This window comes from Pseudoalteromonas sp. SR43-7 (assembly GCF_014163785.1).
Taxonomy (GTDB): Bacteria; Pseudomonadota; Gammaproteobacteria; order Enterobacterales; family Alteromonadaceae; genus Pseudoalteromonas; species Pseudoalteromonas distincta.
Genome location: NZ_JACJDY010000016.1, coordinates 26,456 through 48,644, shown reverse-complemented (window position 1 = coordinate 48,644; position 22,189 = coordinate 26,456). Strand labels below are relative to the sequence as shown.

Genomic DNA, 22,189 nt, shown 5'->3' with positions numbered 1-22,189 from the left:
TAGGTATATATTAAATATATACCTACTTTATTATTAGCCTGCGTAATGTTTTAACATGTTTGGAACGTCTAAAATCAGTGCAATGCCGCCATCCGAAGTTATTGTAGCGCCTGCCATACCTGGCGTTCCTTGAAGTAACGCATCAAGCGGCTTAATCACTACTTCTTCTTGGCCAATTAATGAATCAACAACAAAACCAATTTGTTGCGTACCAATTTGTACAATAACGACGTGACCTTTAGATTTTCGCTGAGAACGATCTGAGCCTTTTACTAACCAATGCTCAAGGTAAAATAACGGTATCGCCTTTTTACGCACAATAATTGTTAATTGCCCATCAACTACATTCGTCTTCGTTAAATCCAAATTGAATATCTCACTAACACCAGCCAGTGGTAACGCAAATGTTTGTGCGCCAACAATGACCATTAATGTCGGTAATATAGCCAAGGTAAGTGGTACTTTTATTTCTAAAATAGTACCGACACCAAGTTCAGACTGAATGCTTACTGAGCCATTAAGTTGCGTGATCTTAGTTTTAACTACGTCCATCCCTACACCACGGCCTGAAATATCAGATATTTCTTCTTTTGTAGAAAAGCCAGGTGCAAAAATCAGGTTATATGCTTCGGTGTCAGAAAGTCGACTCGCCTGGTCATGATCGAGTACGCCTTTACTAATTGCAATTTTTTTCAGTTTTTCAGCATCCATACCTGCACCATCATCTTTGATGGTTAGCAAAATATGGTCGCCCTCTTGAGACGCTGATAAAGTAACATTACCTGTTCTAGACTTACCTGCAGCTTCACGGACAGCGGGCATTTCAATACCATGGTCAACTGAGTTTCTAACTAAATGCACAAGCGGATCGGCAAGTGCTTCAACTAAGTTTTTATCTAGATCGGTTTCTTCACCAATAAGCTTTAAATCAATATCTTTATTTAAGCTACGTGCTAAGTCGCGTACAACGCGAGGGAAGCGACCAAATACTTTCTTAATTGGTTGCATTCGCGTTTGCATAACCGCACCTTGAATATCCGCAGTCACTACATCTAAGTTAGAGATTGCTTTACCCATCGCTTCACTGTCTGAGTTAGTCGCTAAACTAACCAAACGATTTCGTACAAGAACTAACTCACCAACCATATTCATAATTTGATCGAGTCGTTTTGTATCTACGCGAACGGTGGTTTCTGCAGCTGGTGGCGCTGATTTTTTTGGAGCTGCTGCTGGTGGTGCTTTAGCTGCTGGCTTCTCTGGCGCTTTTTCAACTGGTTTTGGAGTAGGAGCTTTAGCTGGCGCAGCTTTTTTTACTGGTTCACTCACTTGTTTAACTGGCGGTGAAACAAGTTCAGGTTGTTTTGCAGCTGGCGCACTTTCTATCGATTTAGGAGCAGTGCCTTTACCATGAAGTTCATCAAGAAGCGCTTCAAATTCGTCATCACTAATTTCATCATCTGATGAATTAACTGTATTTGCCGCTGGTGTAGCTGGTTCTACAGGTGTTTTATTGGCATCATTTTGTTCAGGTTTGCTCGTAACTTCACCAAAACTGCCAACACCATGTAACTCGTCTAATAAGCTGTCAAATTCATCATCAGTAATATCACCACTAAAATCACTACTACTTGCTACTGGTTTTTCAACTGCAGGACCTTGTCCTTTACCGTGTAGCTCATCAAGTAAGCTTTCAAATTCGTCTTCAGTTATTTCATCTATTTCAGCATCGCTAACCGAAGGCGCTCCGCTAAATAGTTCATCAAATGCAAACGGATCTTCATCATCAGCTACCGGTGTATCCACCACTTCATTATGAGGTTGTTCAACCTCTGTTTGTGAAGAGGCTTCAGTGGCTTCGGCTTCTGTTGGAGGTAGACCTAAGATATGAAGAGTATGAAGTAATTCAGGATCTGCAGGTTCAGGCTTGTCTCTGTTTTGGATAGTCGCAAACATCTCATTAATGGTGTCTAGTGCTTGTAAAATAACATCCATTAACTCTGAGTTGACTGTTCGCACGCCTTGACGTAGTAAATCAAATACGTTTTCAGCACCGTGACAAGCATCAACAAGTTCTGTCATAGCTAAAAAGCCTGCACCACCTTTTACAGTGTGAAAACCTCTAAATATAGCGTTTAGTAACTCGGTATCTTCTGGATTATTTTCCAGCTCAACTAACTGTTCAGATAAAAGCTCTAGGATTTCTCCAGCCTCTACAAGAAAGTCTTGTAAAATATCTTCATCGACTTCAAACATGCAGTTACTCTCCTCTTAGAAGCCCAAACTTGATAAAAGATCATCAACTTCATCTTGATCAGATACAACATCATTACGCGATTCTTTATCAATAATAGGGCCTTCAGGACCTGCTAAAGTTTGTGTGGCAACTGGTTCTTTTATTTTTTGTTGTTCTACTTTATTCGCGGTGCTGTTAGTGTCGTCTTGTTCAGCAAACGCAGTTAAAAGATGCAGTAAACTTTCTTCTACTTCCCTAACAAGTTCAATAACACGGCGAATAACTTGACCTGTTAAGTCTTGATAGTCTTGAGCCATTAGTACATTTGTCATTAAGCTTTGAAGCTCATCAGTCTTATGATGAGAGTTGTTCATAAACTTATCGATGCTATGGCAAAGTTGCTTAAACTCACCAAGCTCAATCTCGCGGCTCATTAAACGATCCCATGTCGGTTTGATATGAGATATTTCGTCCGCTAACTGTTGGGCTATAGGAAGACTCGCTTCCACTGCATCCATTGTTTTATTAGCCGCATTTTCTGTCATTTCTATAACATAATTAAGCCGCTTTTTAGCATCTGGAATCGCATCTGTCGTTATATCAGTTAAGCGAGTATCAAGCTCAAAACTTTTAAGGGCTTCGTGCAGTTGACGAGTCAACTTTCCAACTTCAGCAAATAATTCAGATTGCTCTTTAGAAGCAGCCTCTAAAATCAACTGATTTGCTTTGTCTTGCTCATCATTTTCTAAAAAAACAACGAGCTGACGAGCTTGTTCTAACGTTATTTGAGGCGCAGCTGGTGCTGGCATAAGCCTCTCCCCCATCATTAGCCTAAGCGTTCAAATACTTTTTCTAATTTAGTTTTTAATGTTCCAGCCGTAAATGGCTTAACAATATAACCATTCACGCCAGCTTGCGCCGCAGCTATTATTTGTTCTTTTTTAGCTTCTGCCGTTACCATTAATACAGGGATATGTTTTAACTTCTCGTCTGCACGTATTGCTCTTAAAAGATCAATACCCTGCATTCCAGGCATATTCCAATCCGTAACTACAAAATCAAACACTTGATTTTGCAACATAGGCAAAGCTGTAGACCCATCATCAGCTTCTTGAACGTTAGTGAAACCTAAGTCACGTAACAGGTTTTTTATAATGCGTCTCATCGTTGAAAAATCATCAACTACAAGAATTTTCATGTTTTTATCCAAAACATCCCCCAGTGAGGTATTAACCTTTGTTTACTTACTACTAATTTATCCAGTCATTGATTTTAGCTTTAAGCTTAATCATCGCCTGACCATGTATCTGACTTACACGCGATTCACTTACATCGAGTATATGTCCTATTTCTTTTAAATTCATTTCATCGTTGTAGTACAAAGAAAGCACCATTGCATCACGCTCTGGTAATGACTTAATTGCACTTAGCAAAGACTCATTAAACCTATCATTTTTAACATTATTAAAAGGTTTATCTTGTGCTAAATCTTGGCCTACAGGAGTAATAACATCCTCATCTACACCAAGGTCTTCAATGCCTAATATTTTACTCGTATTCGCATCATTTAAAATATGATGGTACTCATTGAGCGAAATTTCAAGTTTTTCAGCAACTTCTATGTCCGTTGGTTCGCGGTTCAGACTACTTTCGAGCTCAGTAATTGCTTCTGCAACTTGCCTGTTTTTACGGTGAACTGAACGAGGAGCCCAATCACCACGGCGCATTTCATCAAGCATAGCACCGCGAATACGAATACCTGCAAAAGTTTCAAAGCTTGCGCCTTTTGTTGCATCAAAGTTTTTCGAAGCTTCTATTAAGCCTATCATTCCTGATTGAATTAAATCATCAAGTTGAACGCTAGGTGGTAATCGAGCAATTAGATGACATGCCACTTTTTTAACAAGTGATGCATGCTTCTCAACAATCACATTTAAATTTTGTGTTGATTGATATCCCATAGCTCTATTCACCAGTGTTGTCATAATTAACCGTTTACTAGTTTCTCAATGAAAAACTCTAAATGCCCAGATGGTTGGTTGGGTATTGGCCATTTAACTGCTTTTGTTGCCAGCGTTTTAAACGCAAGAGCGGCTGGCGAATTTGGAAAGAGCTCTACTATTACTTTTTGACGACGTGTTGCTTTGCGCATATTTTCATCATAAGGAACCGTTGCTACTAGCTCCATTGATACATCTAAAAAGCGGTCGGTAACTTTAGATAGCTTTGCAAACAATTCAGTGCCTTCACGCATACTGCGCACCATATTGGCAACAATTTTAAATTTATAAACGCCGTGCTCACGACTTAATACTTTAATAAGTGCGTAAGCGTCGGTTATTGATGTCGGCTCATCGCATACAACAACCATTACATCTTGCGCTGCACGCGAGAAGCTCAGTACCATGTCTGAAATACCAGCAGCTGTATCTACAATTAAAATATCAAATTCGGTATTCAATTCGCTAAACGCACGAATTAGCCCAGCATGCTCAGATGGTGATAATTCAACCATACTTTGCGAACCCGATGTAGCGGGTACAATTTTAATTCCTGCAGGGCCTTCAACTAAAATTTCATCAAGCTCACATTCACCAGATAAGACATGTGACAAGTTACGCTCTACACGTAAACCAAGCATCACATCACAGTTTGCTAAACCCAAGTCAGCATCCAGCACTAATACTCGATTACCTTGCTGCCCAAGCGCAATAGCTGTATTTAGAGAAACATTTGTTTTCCCTACTCCACCTTTACCACCGGTTACAGCGATAACTTTTACGCCGTTGTTATTGTTTTGACTCATTTTGCGCAGGCCGCTTGCTTGATCTAATACTGTGTTAATCATACATCCCTACTGTGCTTGGCGCCACTGCTTGGTGCCTTGAATGTTGTTCTTTTGTTCTTTTTAAATATAATTGCTCAGCCTTTTTAACTAGTTTCTCAGCATTTGCAACACGAATATCCTCTGGCACTCGTTGACCATTAGTAAGATACCCTATTGGAAGGCGATTTTGAATCGCAATACTAATAATCTCACCCAAACTTAATGATTCGTCTAACTTAGTGAAAATACAGCCACTTAACTGTACTTTTTTAAAGTGACGTACAGTTTCTTGCAATACATTAATTTGTGCTGTCGCGCTAAGTACTAAGTAGCTGCGAATATCTACACGTTGGTTACGCATTAACGTGTTTAATTGCTCAGTTAAACGTAAATCTCGCTGGCTCATACCTGCTGTGTCAATTAATACTAGACGTTTATTTCGTAAATGATATAAAACTTCAGCTAATTCATTAGCATCTTTAACTTGCTTAACACCACAACCAATAATACGACCATATGTTGCAAGTTGTTCATAAGCACCAATTCTGTATGTATCAGTGGTTATTAACGCCACTTTATCGGCACCATATTTTTGTGCGCCTAGAGCTGCAAGCTTAGCAACAGTCGTTGTTTTACCCACACCTGTTGGACCCACTAACGCATATACACCACCTTGGCGAAGTATTTCATTATTGGTTGTTTGCATTTGATCTTCGACCATAGTTAACAATGCTTTCCAACCTTGCTTACGAGACACATCATCAGGTACAAAACATGCCATTTGCTGTGCTACTTCTTTATCGATACCCATACCGACTAAACGGTCAACCATACAAGCGCGTGTTGGATCGCGACGCGCCATATCTTGCTGCATCAAGCCTGATACTTGGTGCTCAAGTAATTGACGAATTGCGTTCATTTCTTCACGCATTGTTGTCATTTCTTCGCTTTCATTATTAGGTGCTTGTTGGCGAGTGGTTACTGGGCTATCTAAATCATCAAAGTCGCGGTCTAAATCATCAAAACCTAAGCTATCCGCTTGAGTTTGTGGACGAACTGGCGCAGAAGCTTCAGGAGCAAACATATTTTTAGTACGCTGCCCCATATTAGGTTCTTGATAGTTATCAGTAGTATCAATACCCGATTGTGAAAACATTGATGCAAGCTCAGGAGAACGAGGACGCGGTGATTGACGCTCTAATAATGCTTGTAGGCTGTCAGCAACTTTTGCTTGAGGCTCAGGCTTGGCACGCTGTGGCTCTGGTTTTACAAAATTATGGATGCTTTGTTGTGGCGCCTGAGTACGCGGCTCTGCAGGGCGTTGTGGTTGCGCTGCTACTTTAGGGGCTGCTTTGTCATAATCAACTGCCGCTACAATTTCTACACCGTTAGCCAGTTTTTTATTTGACATAATAACCGCATCAACACCTAACTCATCTTTAACTTCTTTAAGTGCTGTGCGCATATCTTTAGCAAAAAAACGTTTAATTTTCATGATTCAACCCCTGTTAAAATCTTATTGTTGGCCTACCGAGCTTACAATTTTGATCTGTCTTTCATCTGGTACCTCTTGATAAGACATCACTCTCAATCCTGGAATGGTGTACTTAACAAAACGAGATAACACAGTGCGTAACATTCCTGACGTTAGCAATATAGAAGGTTCGCCGGCCATTTCTTGATTTTGATGCGCTTGTGTCAATGACACTTGAAGTCGCTCTGCAAGTCCTGGCTCAATACCGGCACCTTCATCGCCTGCATTTTGTAATGACTGATGCAACATCTGTTCCAACTCAGGCGCCAAGGTTATGACAGGGATTTCTGATGACATTCCCACCGCATCTTGAACAATTAATCTACGCAGTGAAATACGCACTGCAGCCGTTAATACATCAGGGTCTTGACTACGTGGGCCATACTCAACAAGGGTTTGAACAATTGAGCGCATGTCGCGAATAGCCACGCCTTCATTTAATAAATTTTGTAGTACTTTTACAATAGCAGTTAATGGCAATACATCAGGTACTAGTCCTTCCACTAAGCGAGGATGGCTTTTAGCAAGCATATCAAGTAGGTTTTGAACTTCTTCATGCCCTAGTAATAACGCTGCACTGTTAGTTAATAACTGGCTAATATGAGTGGCAACTACCGTGGCTGAATCTACAACGGTATAACCTAGTGATTGTGCTTCATCTTTTTGATCAGGCTTGATCCATACGGCATCAAGGCCAAACGCAGGATCTTTTGTTTCAACCCCTTTAATTGGACCAAATACTTGTCCTGGGTTAATCGCTAGCTCGTCGCCATGCTTAAGCTCGCTTTCACCGGTTGAAACCCCCATTAATGTTATTCTGTAAGCGTTAGGGTCAAGCTCTAAATTGTCGCGTATATGTACCGGCGGTACTAAAAAACCAAGCTCTTGAGAAAGCTTTTTACGCACCCCCTTAATACGATTAAGTAGCTCACCACCTTGTGATTGGTCTACTAACGGAATTAATCTATAACCGACTTCTAAGCCAATTACATCAACCTGCTGAACATCATCCCAGCCTAGTTCTTTTTGTTCTTGTTTATTAGCAACACCCGTTGCAACGCTTCCGCCATTAGCGGCCTCTTCAGCTTCTGCCGCAGCAGCTTTTAATTTACTTTGCTGTGTGTAGTAAGCTAAGTAACCCAGTAACGCACCTAAACTTAAAAAAGCAATATGCGGCATACCAGGCACTAAGCCCATGATGATCAAAATACCAGATGCAATAAAGAGTGACTTTTCGTTGCCTAGTTGTTTCTTAAATTGGTCCCCCATATTGAGCGACTCATTTTGGCGTGTTACAACAATCGCGGTACCAATTGAAAGCAGTAAAGAAGGGAGTTGAGCAACTAAGCCATCGCCAATGGTAAGTAATGTATATACTTCCATTGCATTGCCAAAACTCAAATTGTGCTGGATCATACCTACAAATAAACCACCAACAATATTGATGATTAGTATAACAATACCTGCAATCGCATCACCTTTTACAAATTTACTCGCACCATCCATTGAGCCGTAAAAATCAGCTTCGCGAGTTACTTCCTCACGGCGGTCACGCGCTTGTTCTGCGCTGATAAAGCCTGCGTTCAAATCGGCGTCAATTGCCATTTGTTTACCCGGCATTGCATCAAGGGTGAAACGCGCAGATACCTCAGAAATACGACCAGCACCTTTAGTAATTACTACAAAGTTAATAATGATCAGGATTAAAAATACAACCAAACCAACAGCGTAGTTACCACCAATAACAACTGAGCCAAACGCTTCAATTACTTTACCGGCAGAATCACCACCATTATGGCCTTCAAGTAATACAACTCGAGTACTGGCAACGTTAAGTGCTAAGCGCATAATTGTAGCGATTAGTAATACAGAGGGGAAAATACCAAATTCAACTGGCTTCATCGTGTAAACAGTTACAAGTAAAACCACTAATGCTAGAGCAATATTAAACGAGAAAAGGATATCGAGTAAAAATGGCGGTAGTGGTAAAATCACCATTCCCAAGGCAGCAAGCACAAGCAAAGGTGTACCTACCCCTTTGGCATAGTCTTTTTTGTCTCTGTTAAGTTGTTGTAATACCGCTTTAAAACTCATAATTCTACAATTTCAAAAAATTGACACTACGTAGAATTTGCAATAACTATTCCAAGTTACTCAGTTAACGGTTTAATACTTGTAGGCATCGGGGATTGGCAGCTTTTTATTGAGTTTAGTTGGACGTTTTCCGCGCCCTTTATTAAAGCGCTTAAGCTGAAATACATACGCTAAAACTTGCGCTACTGCGGTAAATAGCTGATCGGGTATTTGCTCTCCTACTTCAGCCGTATGATAAAGCGCTCTGGTCAACATGGGGGATTCTAATATAGGTACTTCATTCCCTATTGCTACTTTTCGGATTTGCATCGCCATTTCATCAATGCCTTTAGCAAGCACTATAGGCGCACCTGCGCGCTCCGTGTCGTATTTTAATGCTACAGAGTAGTGAGTTGGGTTGGTAACAATAACATCAGCGTCAGGAACATCTTGCATCATGCGGTTTTGCGACATTTGCCTTTGTGTTTGCCTAATGCGCGCTTTTATTTGTGGGTCACCTTCAGAATTTTTATACTCATCTTTAATTTCTTGCATTGTCATTTTAAGTTGTTTGTTATGGTTGTAACTTTGAAATGGCGCATCAATGGCGGCAATAACAATTAAAGTGCACGAAAGGCCTAAAAACATCCACCCTAAAATCTCTAAGGCATGAATAATATTACCCGGTGCACTTTCTAAACTTAAATGCAGTATTTCATCAAAATAAGTATTAATTAAAAACACAGCAAAACTTGCAACTAAACCAAATTTTAAAAGTGACTTTACAAGCTCAATAGCCGCTTGTGGGCCAAACATCCGCTTAAAGCCCTTCATTGGCGACATTTTACTTGCTTTAGGTGCAGCAGCTTCCCAGCTAAAGTTAAAACCACCGAGTAACGTATTACCAATAAATGCAGCCAAAACGATAATTAACACAAACATAGCCATAGGAAACATCAACGCGTCTGCAACCTCTCCCCACACGGCAAACATTTTAGTGGTATCAAAGGCTTCGTTGCGGTTTAAGCTAAGGGTTCGGCCCATTACATTGTATAAACCTTTACCAATTTCAGGACCATACATCAAAAGCGATATAGCCGAAAAAATAAGTACAAACATGGTACCTAACTCTTTTGAGCGTGCTATTTGGCCTTTCTTTTTAGATTCTTCAAGCTTTTTGGATGTGGGTTCTTCTGTTTTTTCTTGTCCTGAGTCTTCAGACATGACTTTCTCCTAAGGTGAGCAACCAACTAAAGTACACATTAGCTCAACCATTTTTAACCATTGAAACTCAAACTGAGTAACAAAGTTACCTAGTGTTGCCCAAATAATAATAAGTCCAGCTACCAAGGTAAACGGAAAACCAATAGAGAAAATATTTAATTGCGGCGCTGCACGTGTCATAATCCCAAACGACATATTAATAACGAGCATTGCGGTAAGCGGTGCAAGTGAGAGCACAAGTGCTGTAGTAAACATCCAGCCGCCCCAAGTCACTATGTCCCAGTAATGATCTACAGACCACCATGTGCCATCAATGGGTAGCACTTGAAAGCTATGCACCACCATTTGAATCATCATTAAATGACCGTTAAAAGCAAAAAATAGCAAGGTGGCCAAAATAAGGAAAAACTGGCCAACCGCTGGGACGCTTGCGCCATTAGAGGGGTCAATAACCGAAGCAAAACCTAAACCGGTTTGCATCGCAAGTATTTGCCCTGCTAACACAAAAGTATTTAATAAAAGTATAGATGCAAAACCAATAGCAACACCAATCAGCATTTGTTGAATAACGACTAAAATCATCTCAAACGAAAATAAATTAGTGAATGTAGCGGGCGGCAGAACAGGAACGACAAGAAAAGTTACAACAACTGATAACCCCATTTTTATACGCGTAGGGACATTTTTAGCACCTAAACCAGCCATAATCATAATCATTGAGCTAATGCGTACCAGGGGCAGCAAAAAATCGCTCAACCATTGAATAACAACTGCAAAGGGGTATTCCACGTTTAACCTGCAATTTCAGGAATAAGCAATACTAGGCGAGTAAAAAAATCCATCAGTTCTTGAGTAAGCCAGTGCCCACCTACAATTAGCGCACTAATGGTAATTAATAAACGAGGTAAAAAGCTCAACGTTTGTTCATTGATTGATGTTGCCGCCTGAAATACAGCAACCACTAAACCAATAATTAGGCCTGGGACTACAATTGCAGACACCAATTTAATAACTAAAAACAGCGCGTCACTCAGAATATCAACAAAAATTTCCGGTTCCATGTTGTACTCCTATCGTTGGGTCATGTTAATGCTTTGCATACTAAGTCCCTAAACCAAAGCTTTTAGCTAGAGTCCCCATCACTAAGCTCCAACCATCAACAAGTACAAACAGCATAATTTTAAACGGTAAGGACACTATCATGGGAGAAAGCATCATCATACCCATCGCCATTAAGACCGAAGCGACCACTAAATCAACAATTAAAAATGGGATAAAAAACATAAACCCAATTATAAATGCCGTTTGCAGTTCGCTGGTTACAAAGGCCGGTATTAACACTATTAATGGCGTATCTTGTGGCGAATTTAACTGATCGTAACCAGCAATTTTAGCAAACGTTTCTAAATCTTTTAAACGCACCTGTGAAAGCATAAATGCTTTCATTGGCTCTTTAGCAAGCTCTAAAGCCTCTACTGATGTAACCTGCTCATTTAAGTAAGGCTCTATAGCTCGCTCGTTTACCTGCTGATAAATAGGCGCCATTATAAAAATACTTAAAAAAAGTGACATACCTAATAACACTTGGTTTGACGGTGTTTGCTGTAAGCCAATTGCTTGGCGCAAAATGGCGAGTACAACAATAATTCGTGTAAAAGAGGTCATCATAATTATGGCGGCCGGTATAAAACTCAGCGCCGTCATAATTGCTAAAACTTGTAACGTTACTGAGTAATCTTGTGTGCCATCAGCGTTTGTTGTAATGGTAAGGGCATCAATTCCTTCTGCACTTACATTTGGTACAAACACTATGGCAAAAATAATAAGCAGCCACTTTGTCATAGGTTTAATTCTTTTTATTTTGTTTTGATTGCGGGTTTAAAAGTTTACCAAATCGTTTAGCGAGTTCAGGCAGTTCTTTTTCACTTAATGGGGTTTCTAACTTGTGTAAATAATTAATACTGTGGGGAGTTACACCAAGCAAATGCTGAGCATTATCTATCTCAACAACCATTAAACGCTCGCGAGAACCTAAAGGTAAACTTCTAACTACTTTAAACTCATCACTATTTGCTAAATTAGGGTTAAGCTTTTTAACAAAAAATGCCAGTACAATAATCAGTACTAGCACCATTACAAGCGACAGCACCATAGAGAGTATATCCCCAGTTGGTGTTGCCACATCTGCTTTTGAAAAAACGGTACTCGTTAAAGCAACTAATAAGCTCATCGTAATTTTTTGATCCGCTCTACTTGGCTTATCACGTCAGTTAAGCGAATACCAAATTTGTCGTTTACTACAACTACTTCACCATGAGCGATTAAAGTACCATTAACTAGCACGTCTAGCGGCTCACCCGCAACACGGTCAAGCTCAACAACAGAGCCTTGATTAAGTTGCAGTAAGTTACGAATGTTGATTTTAGAGCGCCCTACTTCCATTGAAATAGTAACGGGAATATCTAAAATAGTGTCGAGTTTTCGTTTTTCATCACCACTCATTTCGTGTTTTGAATCACTTAACTCATCAAGCTCTGCAACATGTGCTTCGCCACTATCATCTGGACCTTCGGCTTCTGCTAATGCTGCTGCCCATTCATCCATTGTGTCTTGATCATCGCTCATACTTTTAACCTTTTAATCAATTACCAGTCTAAGTCTACACCGTCAGAGAGGTGTAAATCATCTTCTAGTTCTGCTAATTCTGCATCTGAGTCAATTTTCTTGCCGCCTTTGGTAAATACATGCAGCTCAGATTTAACTGAATCAGGTCGTTTAATTTTTTCACTAATTTGAAGCGCAACATTATCGCGAGAGCGACCCATCTTGGCTCTAAATGTAGGGAGTTCCTCAACAAATACGGTTATATGCTCAGGCATTTCAACCGGAATAATATCACCTGCTTTTAATTCCATAATTTGCTTTAAGGTCAAATCAACTTCAAGTAACTGAGTCGACATATCAACCTCAACATCCATTATTTCATCGCGAAGTGCTTTGCTCCAACGTAAGTCGGTATCCTCTGTATCAGATTGAACACCCGCATCTAAAAGCTCTCGGATTGGCTCAAGCATCGAATACGGAAGTGCAATATGAAAATCGCCGCCACCGCCATCAAGCTCAATATGAAAAGAGCTAATAACCACAACCTCTGTTGGACTTACAATATTCGCCATAGCTGGGTTTACTTCTGAATCGAGATATTCAAACGATACATCCATAACCGGTGCCCATGCTTCTTTATAATCTTCAAAGATTATTTTAAGGAGCATTTGTACAATCCGGCGCTCTGTTGGGGTAAATTCTCGGCCCTCTATTTTTGCATGATAACGCCCGTCACCACCAAAAAAGTTATCTACCAAAATAAACACAAGTCGTGCTTCCATGGTAATCAGGCCTGTGCCTTTTAAAGGCCTAAAACGGACCATATTTAAGCTGGTTGGGACAAATAAAGTATGAATATACTCGCCAAACTTAATCATTTGCACGCCGTTAATAGACACCTCTGCGGTGCGACGCATCATATTAAATAGGCTAATTCGCATATGACGAGCAAAGCGTTCGTTAACAATTTCCAGCGTCGGCATACGACCACGTACGATCCGATCTTGCGAAGAAAAATCGTACTGAAGCGTACTTCCCCCGCCATCTTCACCTTCGTGTATATCTTCCTCTTCAACGTCATCAACGCCATGTAATAGCGCATCAATTTCGTCTTGGGATAATAAATCGCTCACGCTAACCCCTTATTGCATCACAAAGCCGGTAAACAATACCCGCTCAATTACTTTACTGCCTTCAACATCCATTAAGGCTTTTTGTACCTTTTCAAGTGCAGAAAAACGAAGTGTTTCTTTACCAGAGCTCGTACTTAATTCATCAGCTGTTGTAGTAGAAAACACGCTTAATAGCGTCCCTTCTATTAGTGGAATATGTTTTTTGGCTGTTTCTTCATTTACTTCGCCACGTACTAATAATTGTACTTTAATTTGTACAATTCTATCGCGACTTGAGCCAGGCACGTTAAATACAAATGGGCGTGGCATAGCAACATATAAAGCACTACCAATTTCAGCTGAATCAGTAGGCTCAACTGCATCTGTTGACATCGCAGTCTCTTCATCTAAGGTTTCAACTGGCGCATCCGAACCTGACATAAAAAAGTAACCCGCAGCACCACCTGCGATAAGTAGTACAGCTACTATGATTATTATTAGTTTCTTTTTACTTTTACCGGTTTCTTCGATTTCTAAACTTGCTTCTTCAGCCATCATGATTCCTTTAATCGCAAAGGTACTTGCTTGTTTTAACTATTATAATAGCAGTACTTAGGCATAGTAATCTATTGATGATGAAGTTTGTTGTCGAGAACTTTGTGCAGTGTTATTTGCTTGCTCGTCGTTTTCATCATTAACTGACTTATTATTAGCCAAATTACCTTGGGCTCCACTCTCACTTTGCTCAGCTGTTTCACCACCAGATTGCCCATAAGAAATTGTGCTTTCACCAAGCTCTAGTCCTTGTTGCGCTAACATTTCACGTAAGCGCGGCATTGATTGCTCAAGTGCTTCTTTGGCTTGCTGGTTTTGTACAACAAAATTTATATGTGCTTGTTCTGCATCGCTACGAATACGTATTTGCATGCTACCCATTTCTGGAGGATCGAGGCGAATTTCTGCTTCTTTATTATTAATGCTCAACATTGAGCTAACGCGGTCTTGCAGTAATTTAGCTGCATCACTTTTAACAATATTAATTGCCTGCATTACACCTGGATCAATACTTACTTGCTTAACTTGTGATGTACTTTGTAATTGTTGAGTTTGTATTATTTGGGTATCAAGTAAGCTCTGCTCGTAACTTAATGAGTCGTATTGGCTTAATGTGCTCGTTTGCTGAGTATTTAAAGCGGCTGTAATTTGCGTAAATACTTGTGCTACGCGTGCAGGCGTTTGTTCTGCCGTTGTTTTTCTAAGCCCATCTTTTTGTAACTCTTCAAGTGATTTTAATAAATCATCACGTTTAGCTGAGGTTGCTACAGCTTTATTAATATCCGCGCCTTCGTTTGTAGATGCCTTTAAGCTTAACTTTTGTGGATCATATACTGCATTTACTGCATTAGTAGTCTCTGAGGCCACAAACATTTTTGAGTCTGATTTAGCGGTATCAGCAAGCCCTATTTCAATAGAAGCTTTTAACTCATTAACTGTTTGCTTAAGCACTGACAACTGCTCGCCTTTAGGCTGCTCTGTTTTAATATATGCGTTTAATTGCGTTAATAAACTTTGTTTTTCAGCTGTATTAAGTGAATTTATTTCTGCGCTAAAAGAGTGTTTTGTTACCGTGCTTTGCGCTTTTTCGTTATCAGTAATAAATTGTGCAAGCATTTGCTTAAGATTTGAAGTGTTACTAGTTGCGCTATTTGTTGAATCAGTATTCTCTAATACCTTAACTTGCGCGTTAAGTTGTGAGCGCTGCTCAAGCGTTAAACTAGCAATAACGCTATTAGCTTTAATTAAGCTCGCATCTTTAGTCATTAACGTATTTATTGCTGCATTATTATCACCTTCAGTTGTGGCTAAAGGAGACTGAGTAACGCTCGCTTTGTCGGCGGGTGTTGGCAAAACTATATTATTTTTATCAGCAGACTTATTTTGTCCTAGCTGCTCTTTAGAACCCATTGATGCAAATTCAGGTTTTTCTAATGTAGAGCCAGGGCTGTCATCGGGCTTTTTATTTATAGAATTTAATGGCCCTTCAATAGCTTCAGCAACATCACTTTTTCGATGCTTGCCTTCATTTAATGGTAAAGAGTTCAAAGGTCGTGAGCTTAAGTTATCGCTTTTTGAATCAATTAATTTAGCCGTTTTAGAGTCTACATTAGTGGCAATTGGATTTTGCACTACACTGGCTATATTCGCTTCTTCAGTCGTTACTTCATCACTTGTATTAGCAGATAAAATTACTGAGGTGGTTTCTAACTCTGCATTTTCTGATTCTAAACTGTTAGTTGCATCGAACGGCTTATTAATCGAGGTGCTCATTGCTTGTGCTGAATTAATTTGATCAAGCATCTCAACAGATACAAAAGTAACTTCGTCTGTTGTTATTTCATCTAGCTTTACGCTCAGATTTTCATTTTCTTCTGGCTGTTTATGCTTAGGTATGGCAATCGAGTTTTCGGCATCGGGATTTTTATTGCCCTTAAGCAAAGGCCTCATAGAGTTATGTGCTTCGTTTAGCTGGCTTAAAAATTCCTCGCCTAAATTTCCTTCGCCATTAGCTAAGCTATTGTCTTTAAAAGCTAACAGTGAATCTTTTTCAGAAGAAACTAAAAACGAAATGTTATTCATCGCCATAAATCACCTAATACCATTACGGCAATATGCCACCGCATACCGCCAAAAGTTAAATACCACTAAGTAACAAAGCAATTAACGTGCCTGAATTACAAAGCTTTCCGACGTTGAAAAAACTGATTAGCTGAAAACTCATCTAACATTTTTTGCTCGTTTTTAGCCATTAACGCATTTGCTTTGAGTTTTTGATTCTCGATTAATTTGGCAACTGCTTTAGCTTTAATTTGCTGCTTAAGCCATAGCGTTTTACGTTGAGTAACAACTTGCTTAGCTGTATTTACTGTACTTGCTTGTTGGCGAATTGCCTCTTCAATTTTAGCTATAAAAGCATGGTACTGACCAAACCCTGCACTAGATAAACCCGACTTACCTTTTAGGTGTAACTGTTGAGAATATTCAAGTCTAAAGTTATTTAAACCTTGCAGCTTTTGTTGATTTGCTTGCAAATTTTGATTGGCTTGTAAGTAACTCATGCGCAAACTTTCTTCTTTATCATTTTCAATTTTGAGCAATAAATCGAGTTTATTTTTAGCCATTATGCTTGTCCTAGTAACTGAGCAAGACCTTGCAGACCATCATCGTAACTAATGACATCTCGCATACCTTGTTGTAAAAATGCATTTACTCTTGGCATCATATTTATGGCTTGGTCGAGCATTTGATCGGTCCCTTTTTGATAAGCACCTAAAGTAATCATATCTTTGTTTTGTTGATACATTGAATAAACTTGCTTAAGTACACGGGCTTGTTGCATGTGTGGTTCAGAAACGACTTGAGGCATAACACGCGAAATCGATTTTTCTATATCTATAGCGGGATAGTGCCCGCTGTCGGCTAAATCACGCGATAATACAATGTGGCCATCTAAAATAGCTCGCGCTGCATCAGCAATAGGGTCTTGCATATCATCGCCTTCACTCAACACCGTAAAAAAGGCGGTAATTGAACCCTGTCCTTCACCGCCATTACCAGCACGTTCCACCAGCGCAGGTAATTTAGCAAACACCGAAGGCGGATAACCCTTTGTAGCAGGCGGCTCGCCTACAGCAAGTGCAATTTCACGTTGCGCCATTGCATAACGCGTTACCGAATCGAGTAACAATAATACGTTTAAACCCTGATCTCTAAAATACTCTGCAATAGTTACGGCGCTCTCACAGCCTTTTAAACGCATAAGCGGTGATGAATCAGCGGGCGCTGCGACAACAACTGAACGTTTGCGCCCTTCTACACCAAGTATTTCTTCAATAAATTCTTTTACTTCGCGGCCACGCTCCCCCACTAAGCCAACAACAATGACATCGGCTTCGCTACCTCGGGTCATCATACCGAGAAGTACTGATTTACCCACACCGGAGCCTGCAAACAAGCCCATGCGCTGGCCTTGCCCTACTGTAATAACCGAGTTAATAGCACGCACACCTACATCCATAGGCTTAGTGATTGGTCTTCTTGAAAGCGGGTTTATAGTATTTTGTGCAAACTTTAAATGATGCTCAGCATTAATTTTACCTAGGCCATCTAGCGGTCGCCCTAAGCCATCAACCACGCGCCCTAGTAAACTCATCCCTACAGGTAAACCTAAGTTATTAACTTGAGGAATTACACGCGCACCTGGAAGTACACCAGAGATATGATCATTAGGCATTAAATACAAAGTTTGATCGTTAAAACCGACTATTTCGGCGTCTACAAAGCCGTTCATAGTTTCTATTTTACATTGGCTACCAACGGGAGCACGTAAACCTCTAGCCTCAAGGGTAAGGCCAACAACACGCGTTAAAATACCTGCCACAGCAGGCGCTGGGGTTTTAATATGTTGTTGATATTGAGATAAGCGTTCGCTTAAAGGTGCACGTTGAGTTGACATAACACGCCGATAAAATAGTTAGATACCACTATTATGCAAAAAACTATCCAACGTTTCTTTGACACGTGTTTTAAGGGTCATATCGAGTGATGATTGCGCTGTTTTAACTTCACAGCCACCGCGCTCAAGAGTGGGCTCTGCCATTAATTGCCAGTTATTATCAATAATGGTTTGTTCACCGTAACTCTCTTTTATGAGCTCTAAATCTTCGGGGTTTAAATGAATTCGTACTTTTTCTTGCTCGGCATTAAGAGAATCTATACTTTGCTTTAACGTATGTAAGATCACATCTGGCGATGTTTTTACTTCTTGATAAATAACAGCTTCCGCTAACATACTAGCAAGTTGTACTAATTGCTTTTCAGCTTGTTCATCTACTTTATCTAGCGGTGCAGTAAGTCCCTCTAAAATAGTTTTTAAACTTGTTAACTGCTCTTCAATTAATGGTTTTACGTCATCAAGGCCTTTTGTTTTACCTTGCTCTAAGCCTTCTTTGTAGCCAGCCTCTTTGCCTTCGCCAACGCCTTTTTCAAAACCGTCTATGTAGCCTTGCTCATGACCTTGCTTGAGGCCTTCTTCGTAGGCATCTTGCCTAATGCGTTCAAGCTCAACCATAGTAAGCGCAGGCAATTCTGGTTCTTGTGGCTCATCAATTGGCATTTCTTCAGCTAATTCTTTTTTATACAGATCACTAAGCGGTGTACCGTAAGCTGTAGAGCGATTGCCAAAGCTGCTCTCATCTGGTGCTACATCTGGAATAGCCCAGTTTTTTAATAATTCATCTGCTTCATCAGCCCGAAGTGTGCGCCCTTTGAGTTTGCTCATGGTTTACAAAAACTCCTCGCCACCGCCGCCGCCCAGCTGAATTTCACCTGAGTCAGATAAACGACGCGCTGTTGATAAAATCTCTTTTTGCGCTGCTTCTACTTCACTTATACGAACAGGTGCCATAGCTTCTAAATCATCAGCAAGCATTTCGGCTGCACGCTTAGACATATTGCCCAGTATTTTATCTTTAAGGGCATCGTCGGTGCCTTTAATTGCTTTCATTAATACGTCTTGTTGTACTTCTCGTAGGATTGCTTGAATACCACGGTCTTCAACATCCATTAAGTTTTCAAACACAAACATTAAGTCTTGAATTTGCTGCGACATCTCTTCGTCATGCTCACGAATAGAGTCCATTAACTGCCCTTCTACATTGGTATCTAGGTAGTTCATTATATCTGCAGCTGCTTTTAAGCCACCCATTTTAGCAGCTTGTGCACCTGCTTGGCCGGCAAATTGTTTTTCCATAATTTCGTTTAGCTCTTGCAGTGCTGCTGGCTGAACTTCTTCAAGGTTTGCAATACGCATTGTTAAATCTAAACGCACTTTTTCAGGGAACTGAGCAATAATCTCAGCTGACTGTTCTGGCTCTAAATACGATAATACAATGGTTTGAATTTGCGGATGCTCATTACGAATAATGTTTGCTACCTGCTTAGAGTCCATCCATTTTAATGAATCCAAGCCTTTAGCACCTGAGCCCATAACAATTTGGTCAATAAGACTAGCGGCTTTGTCTTCACCAAGTGCTGCTGTAAGCGCTTTTTTAATAAAGTCTTCTGACTGAAAACCAATGGTACTAAAGCTTTGAATTTGTTCTATAAACAAGTTGTGTACAGCGCTAATTTTAGCTTGAGATAAATCCTGTAGCCCAGCCATTGCCATACCCACTTTTTGCACCTGTTTAGGTTCTAAGTGTTTAAGGATTTGCGCGGCATCTTCTTCTGATAAACTCAAAAGTAATATAGCGGCTTTATCTACCCCATCTAGCTTATCAACATCAAAGGCTGGCGGGAGTTGTTTTTGTTCTTGATCAGTCATCTTCTGTTAACCACGCTTTCACTACTTGTGATGATAGTTCTGGTTCGTTAGCTACAAGGGCACGAATTGCTTTGAGTAAATCTTCGTCGCCATGTAAATCCGGCAACTGCAGTGTACCATCACTTGAGAAACCAACCGAAGCAGAATCAAAGTCTTTATTTAGCATATCAAGTGTATTGTCGCCAATATCTACGCCTGAACTTAATGCATCTTCGTCGTATTCTTCTAGTGTATCGTCTGGGTAAATTAAGCGCTTAAGCATTGGTTTTACTACTGCCATTATCAATACAATGATAACTAAGGCGCCTAGTACAAGGCGGGCTATTTTCATAAACCAGTCTTGTTCCCACAGTGGCACTTCTATTGCTAAATTTGTTGCTTCACGTACAAACGGCACTGTTACTACTTCAAGTGCATCACCACGTTGCATATCAAAACCTACACCACCTTGTAGTAAGCGACGAATATTTGACAATGCCTCTACCGAGCGCGGGGCCATAGTTGTTTCGCCGTTTTCTCCCACTTTAGGGACGTAGTCAACAGCAACTGACACACTTATTCTGCGTATTACACCACTTTGCTGGCGCTTGTGAGAAATTGTTGTATCGAGTTCATAATTACGTGTTGCTTCTTTGTGGCTACGTGTTGGTGACGTAGCAGTACCTGCGCCGCCTTGTCCTGCAACTTCAGGGATGTTTGAGTTTAGCGGTGGTTGATTTGTAAGCGCACCAGGAATACCAACAGCTAAACCACCAATGTTATTTTCTTCAAATGTGGTTTCGCTTCTAACCGCTGGTAGGTCTGGGTTATAACGCTTTTGAGTTTCCTCAACTGAGCTAAAGTCCATGCTCAGATCAACTTGAGCTGTATAGTTTGCAAGCCCAACAACCGGTATTAAAATACTGTCTATTTTTTCAAGATACTCTTGTTCGCGCTTACGTTCTAAATCGTATTCTTTACGAGAGCGTGCTGCTAATGAGCTTTGCGAACCTGAATTTAATAATCGACCATTTTGGTCAGTAACCGTAACACGTGCAGGCTCTAAGCCTTGTACTGCAGAAGCAATCATATCAACAACAGAGTCTACTTCTTCACGGTCAAGTGAGCGGCCACGTTTAAGTGTTAATACAACAGTAGCGGATGGTTTTTTCTCTCTGCGGGCAAATACGTTTTCTTTAGGGATGGCTAACAATACTTTGGCGCGAGTAATGTTATTTAGCTCTTCAATGGTGCGGGCAAGTTGTTGCTCGCGGCCATGTTTAAGGCGTTCGCGCTCCAAGCGTTGGCTTACACCAAAGCCCATATCTTGCATAATTATGTCAGAGCCAGATGCAGGGCCTTGCTCTAACCCTTCGCGGGTCATTAGCAATTTAATGTTTTGGTATTCGCTTTCATCAACCGATACAACATTGCCATCTAGTTGGTATTCAATTTTTTGCGCATCTAAAAAGTCTAATGTTTGAATAAGCTCTTCTGTTTGCATTTTGCCTAACGGGCGCATATCTGGCTGACGAGCCCAAATAATAATAAAAATCGCGATAGCTAAACAAATAGCCAATGCTATAACCAATGTTACTTGGCGCAATACATCAACACCATTTAAAGCACTTAAGTAGCCTGACTTTTGTTCTTGTTGATCATCACCACCACTTTGGTCAATACCGCCACCAGCAAGTGCTAGGTCTGTAGATTGGTTAGATTGCGCCACAATAATTCTCCACTACCTAATTAAACAGGCATGTTCATGATTTCTTTATAAGCTTCAACAAGTTTATTACGAACCTGTACTGTAGCCTCAAAAGCAACTGACGATTTTTGAGAAGCAATCATCGCCTCAGCAAGGGATACACTTCGATCCCCCATCTCAACTGCTGTTACTTTTTGCGCGGCATCTTGTTGTAATCCGTGCACTGAATTTATTGCATCACTTAGCATGTCGCCAAATTGTGCTGTAGAAGTAGACTGCACCTGAGTTGGCAGTTTATTAGTTTGATTATTACGGCCGGCTTCTAAAGCCATTGATTGCATTTCTTGAAATACAGCACTGTTTTGAATTTTCATAATTTATCTCTGACACGCAGTGAACTCTTATAAGTAATAAAGCACAAAGCATGCCAAATAATTAATCATTAAAATACAATGGGTTAACTTTAATTTGTGTGAGTCAGAGTTTTGACAACCCTAAGTTCGCAGCGCAAAC

At 40.3% G+C, this 22,189-nt stretch carries 22 protein-coding genes; all 22 read right to left on the bottom strand.

The window, feature by feature from the left end; translation table 11 throughout:
- Positions 1–33: 33 nt before the first annotated feature.
- The 22 genes from H5087_RS13070 to fliE all read right to left on the bottom strand — a co-directional run bounded on the left by H5087_RS13070 (position 34) and on the right by fliE (position 22,050).
- Complete coding sequence (locus H5087_RS13070) at positions 34–2,253, bottom strand: chemotaxis protein CheA (RefSeq protein WP_182672310.1); 2,220 nt, start codon at positions 2,251–2,253, stop codon at positions 34–36.
- Positions 2,254–2,268: 15 nt separating this feature from the next.
- Positions 2,269–3,042, bottom strand: a complete 774-nt coding sequence (locus H5087_RS13065) for a protein phosphatase CheZ (protein ID WP_149602298.1) — start codon at positions 3,040–3,042, stop codon at positions 2,269–2,271.
- Positions 3,043–3,059: 17 nt separating this feature from the next.
- Positions 3,060–3,443, bottom strand: coding sequence for a chemotaxis response regulator CheY (gene cheY / locus H5087_RS13060; protein WP_004588308.1), 384 nt, complete (start codon positions 3,441–3,443; stop codon positions 3,060–3,062).
- A 40-nt stretch (positions 3,444–3,483) separates the two neighbouring features.
- Positions 3,484–4,194, bottom strand: a complete 711-nt coding sequence (locus tag H5087_RS13055; RefSeq protein WP_002959310.1) for an RNA polymerase sigma factor FliA — start codon at positions 4,192–4,194, stop codon at positions 3,484–3,486.
- Between the two features lie 26 nt (positions 4,195–4,220).
- Complete coding sequence (locus tag H5087_RS13050) at positions 4,221–5,081, bottom strand: MinD/ParA family protein (protein ID WP_002959312.1); 861 nt, start codon at positions 5,079–5,081, stop codon at positions 4,221–4,223.
- Positions 5,074–6,555: a flagellar biosynthesis protein FlhF gene (gene flhF, locus H5087_RS13045; protein WP_182672309.1), complete on the bottom strand. Its 1,482-nt coding sequence runs from the start codon at positions 6,553–6,555 to the stop codon at positions 5,074–5,076. Before flhF ends, H5087_RS13050 begins: the two co-directional genes overlap by 8 nt.
- A 21-nt stretch (positions 6,556–6,576) precedes the next feature.
- The gene (gene flhA, locus H5087_RS13040) at positions 6,577–8,688 is read right to left on the bottom strand and encodes a flagellar biosynthesis protein FlhA (RefSeq protein WP_039484610.1); all 2,112 of its coding nucleotides are present in this window, start codon (positions 8,686–8,688) and stop codon (positions 6,577–6,579) included.
- A 72-nt stretch (positions 8,689–8,760) separates the two neighbouring features.
- On the bottom strand, positions 8,761–9,891 hold the full coding sequence (gene flhB / locus H5087_RS13035) for a flagellar biosynthesis protein FlhB (protein WP_024596365.1): 1,131 nt from the start codon (positions 9,889–9,891) through the stop codon (positions 8,761–8,763).
- Positions 9,892–9,900: 9 nt separating this feature from the next.
- Positions 9,901–10,680, bottom strand: coding sequence for a flagellar biosynthetic protein FliR (gene fliR / locus H5087_RS13030; RefSeq protein WP_024596364.1), 780 nt, complete (start codon positions 10,678–10,680; stop codon positions 9,901–9,903).
- Positions 10,681–10,682: 2 nt separating this feature from the next.
- On the bottom strand, positions 10,683–10,952 hold the full coding sequence (gene fliQ / locus H5087_RS13025; protein ID WP_002959325.1) for a flagellar biosynthesis protein FliQ: 270 nt from the start codon (positions 10,950–10,952) through the stop codon (positions 10,683–10,685).
- Between the two features lie 40 nt (positions 10,953–10,992).
- Positions 10,993–11,733 (bottom strand): flagellar type III secretion system pore protein FliP, encoded by a 741-nt coding sequence (gene fliP, locus H5087_RS13020; protein WP_182672308.1) that lies wholly within the window; start codon positions 11,731–11,733, stop codon positions 10,993–10,995.
- A 4-nt stretch (positions 11,734–11,737) separates the two neighbouring features.
- Positions 11,738–12,121: a flagellar biosynthetic protein FliO gene (fliO, locus tag H5087_RS13015; protein ID WP_182672307.1), complete on the bottom strand. Its 384-nt coding sequence runs from the start codon at positions 12,119–12,121 to the stop codon at positions 11,738–11,740.
- Positions 12,118–12,516: a flagellar motor switch protein FliN gene (gene fliN / locus H5087_RS13010; protein WP_002959332.1), complete on the bottom strand. Its 399-nt coding sequence runs from the start codon at positions 12,514–12,516 to the stop codon at positions 12,118–12,120. The genes fliO and fliN overlap by 4 nt, the downstream gene beginning before the upstream one ends.
- A 20-nt stretch (positions 12,517–12,536) precedes the next feature.
- Positions 12,537–13,628 carry a flagellar motor switch protein FliM gene (fliM, locus tag H5087_RS13005; protein WP_002959334.1) on the bottom strand — a complete coding sequence of 364 codons (1,092 nt, stop codon included), beginning with the start codon at positions 13,626–13,628 and terminating at the stop codon, positions 12,537–12,539.
- A 9-nt stretch (positions 13,629–13,637) separates the two neighbouring features.
- A complete protein-coding gene (fliL, locus tag H5087_RS13000) occupies positions 13,638–14,162 on the bottom strand; it encodes a flagellar basal body-associated protein FliL (protein ID WP_182672306.1) in 525 nt (174 codons plus the stop codon).
- A gap of 57 nt (positions 14,163–14,219) precedes the next feature.
- The gene (locus tag H5087_RS12995) at positions 14,220–16,250 is read right to left on the bottom strand and encodes a flagellar hook-length control protein FliK (RefSeq protein WP_182672305.1); all 2,031 of its coding nucleotides are present in this window, start codon (positions 16,248–16,250) and stop codon (positions 14,220–14,222) included.
- Between the two features lie 89 nt (positions 16,251–16,339).
- Positions 16,340–16,786 carry a flagellar export protein FliJ gene (gene fliJ / locus H5087_RS12990; RefSeq protein WP_182672304.1) on the bottom strand — a complete coding sequence of 149 codons (447 nt, stop codon included), beginning with the start codon at positions 16,784–16,786 and terminating at the stop codon, positions 16,340–16,342.
- Positions 16,786–18,120 (bottom strand): flagellar protein export ATPase FliI, encoded by a 1,335-nt coding sequence (gene fliI / locus H5087_RS12985; protein WP_002959338.1) that lies wholly within the window; start codon positions 18,118–18,120, stop codon positions 16,786–16,788. Before fliI ends, fliJ begins: the two co-directional genes overlap by 1 nt.
- Positions 18,121–18,138: 18 nt before the next feature.
- Complete coding sequence (gene fliH, locus H5087_RS12980) at positions 18,139–18,945, bottom strand: flagellar assembly protein FliH (protein WP_002959339.1); 807 nt, start codon at positions 18,943–18,945, stop codon at positions 18,139–18,141.
- A gap of 3 nt (positions 18,946–18,948) precedes the next feature.
- Positions 18,949–19,989: a flagellar motor switch protein FliG gene (fliG, locus tag H5087_RS12975; RefSeq protein WP_007581881.1), complete on the bottom strand. Its 1,041-nt coding sequence runs from the start codon at positions 19,987–19,989 to the stop codon at positions 18,949–18,951.
- Complete coding sequence (fliF, locus tag H5087_RS12970) at positions 19,982–21,697, bottom strand: flagellar basal-body MS-ring/collar protein FliF (protein WP_039484629.1); 1,716 nt, start codon at positions 21,695–21,697, stop codon at positions 19,982–19,984. Before fliF ends, fliG begins: the two co-directional genes overlap by 8 nt.
- Positions 21,698–21,717: 20 nt before the next feature.
- Positions 21,718–22,050, bottom strand: coding sequence for a flagellar hook-basal body complex protein FliE (gene fliE, locus H5087_RS12965; RefSeq protein ID WP_039484631.1), 333 nt, complete (start codon positions 22,048–22,050; stop codon positions 21,718–21,720).
- Between the last annotated feature and the right edge of the window lie 139 nt (positions 22,051–22,189).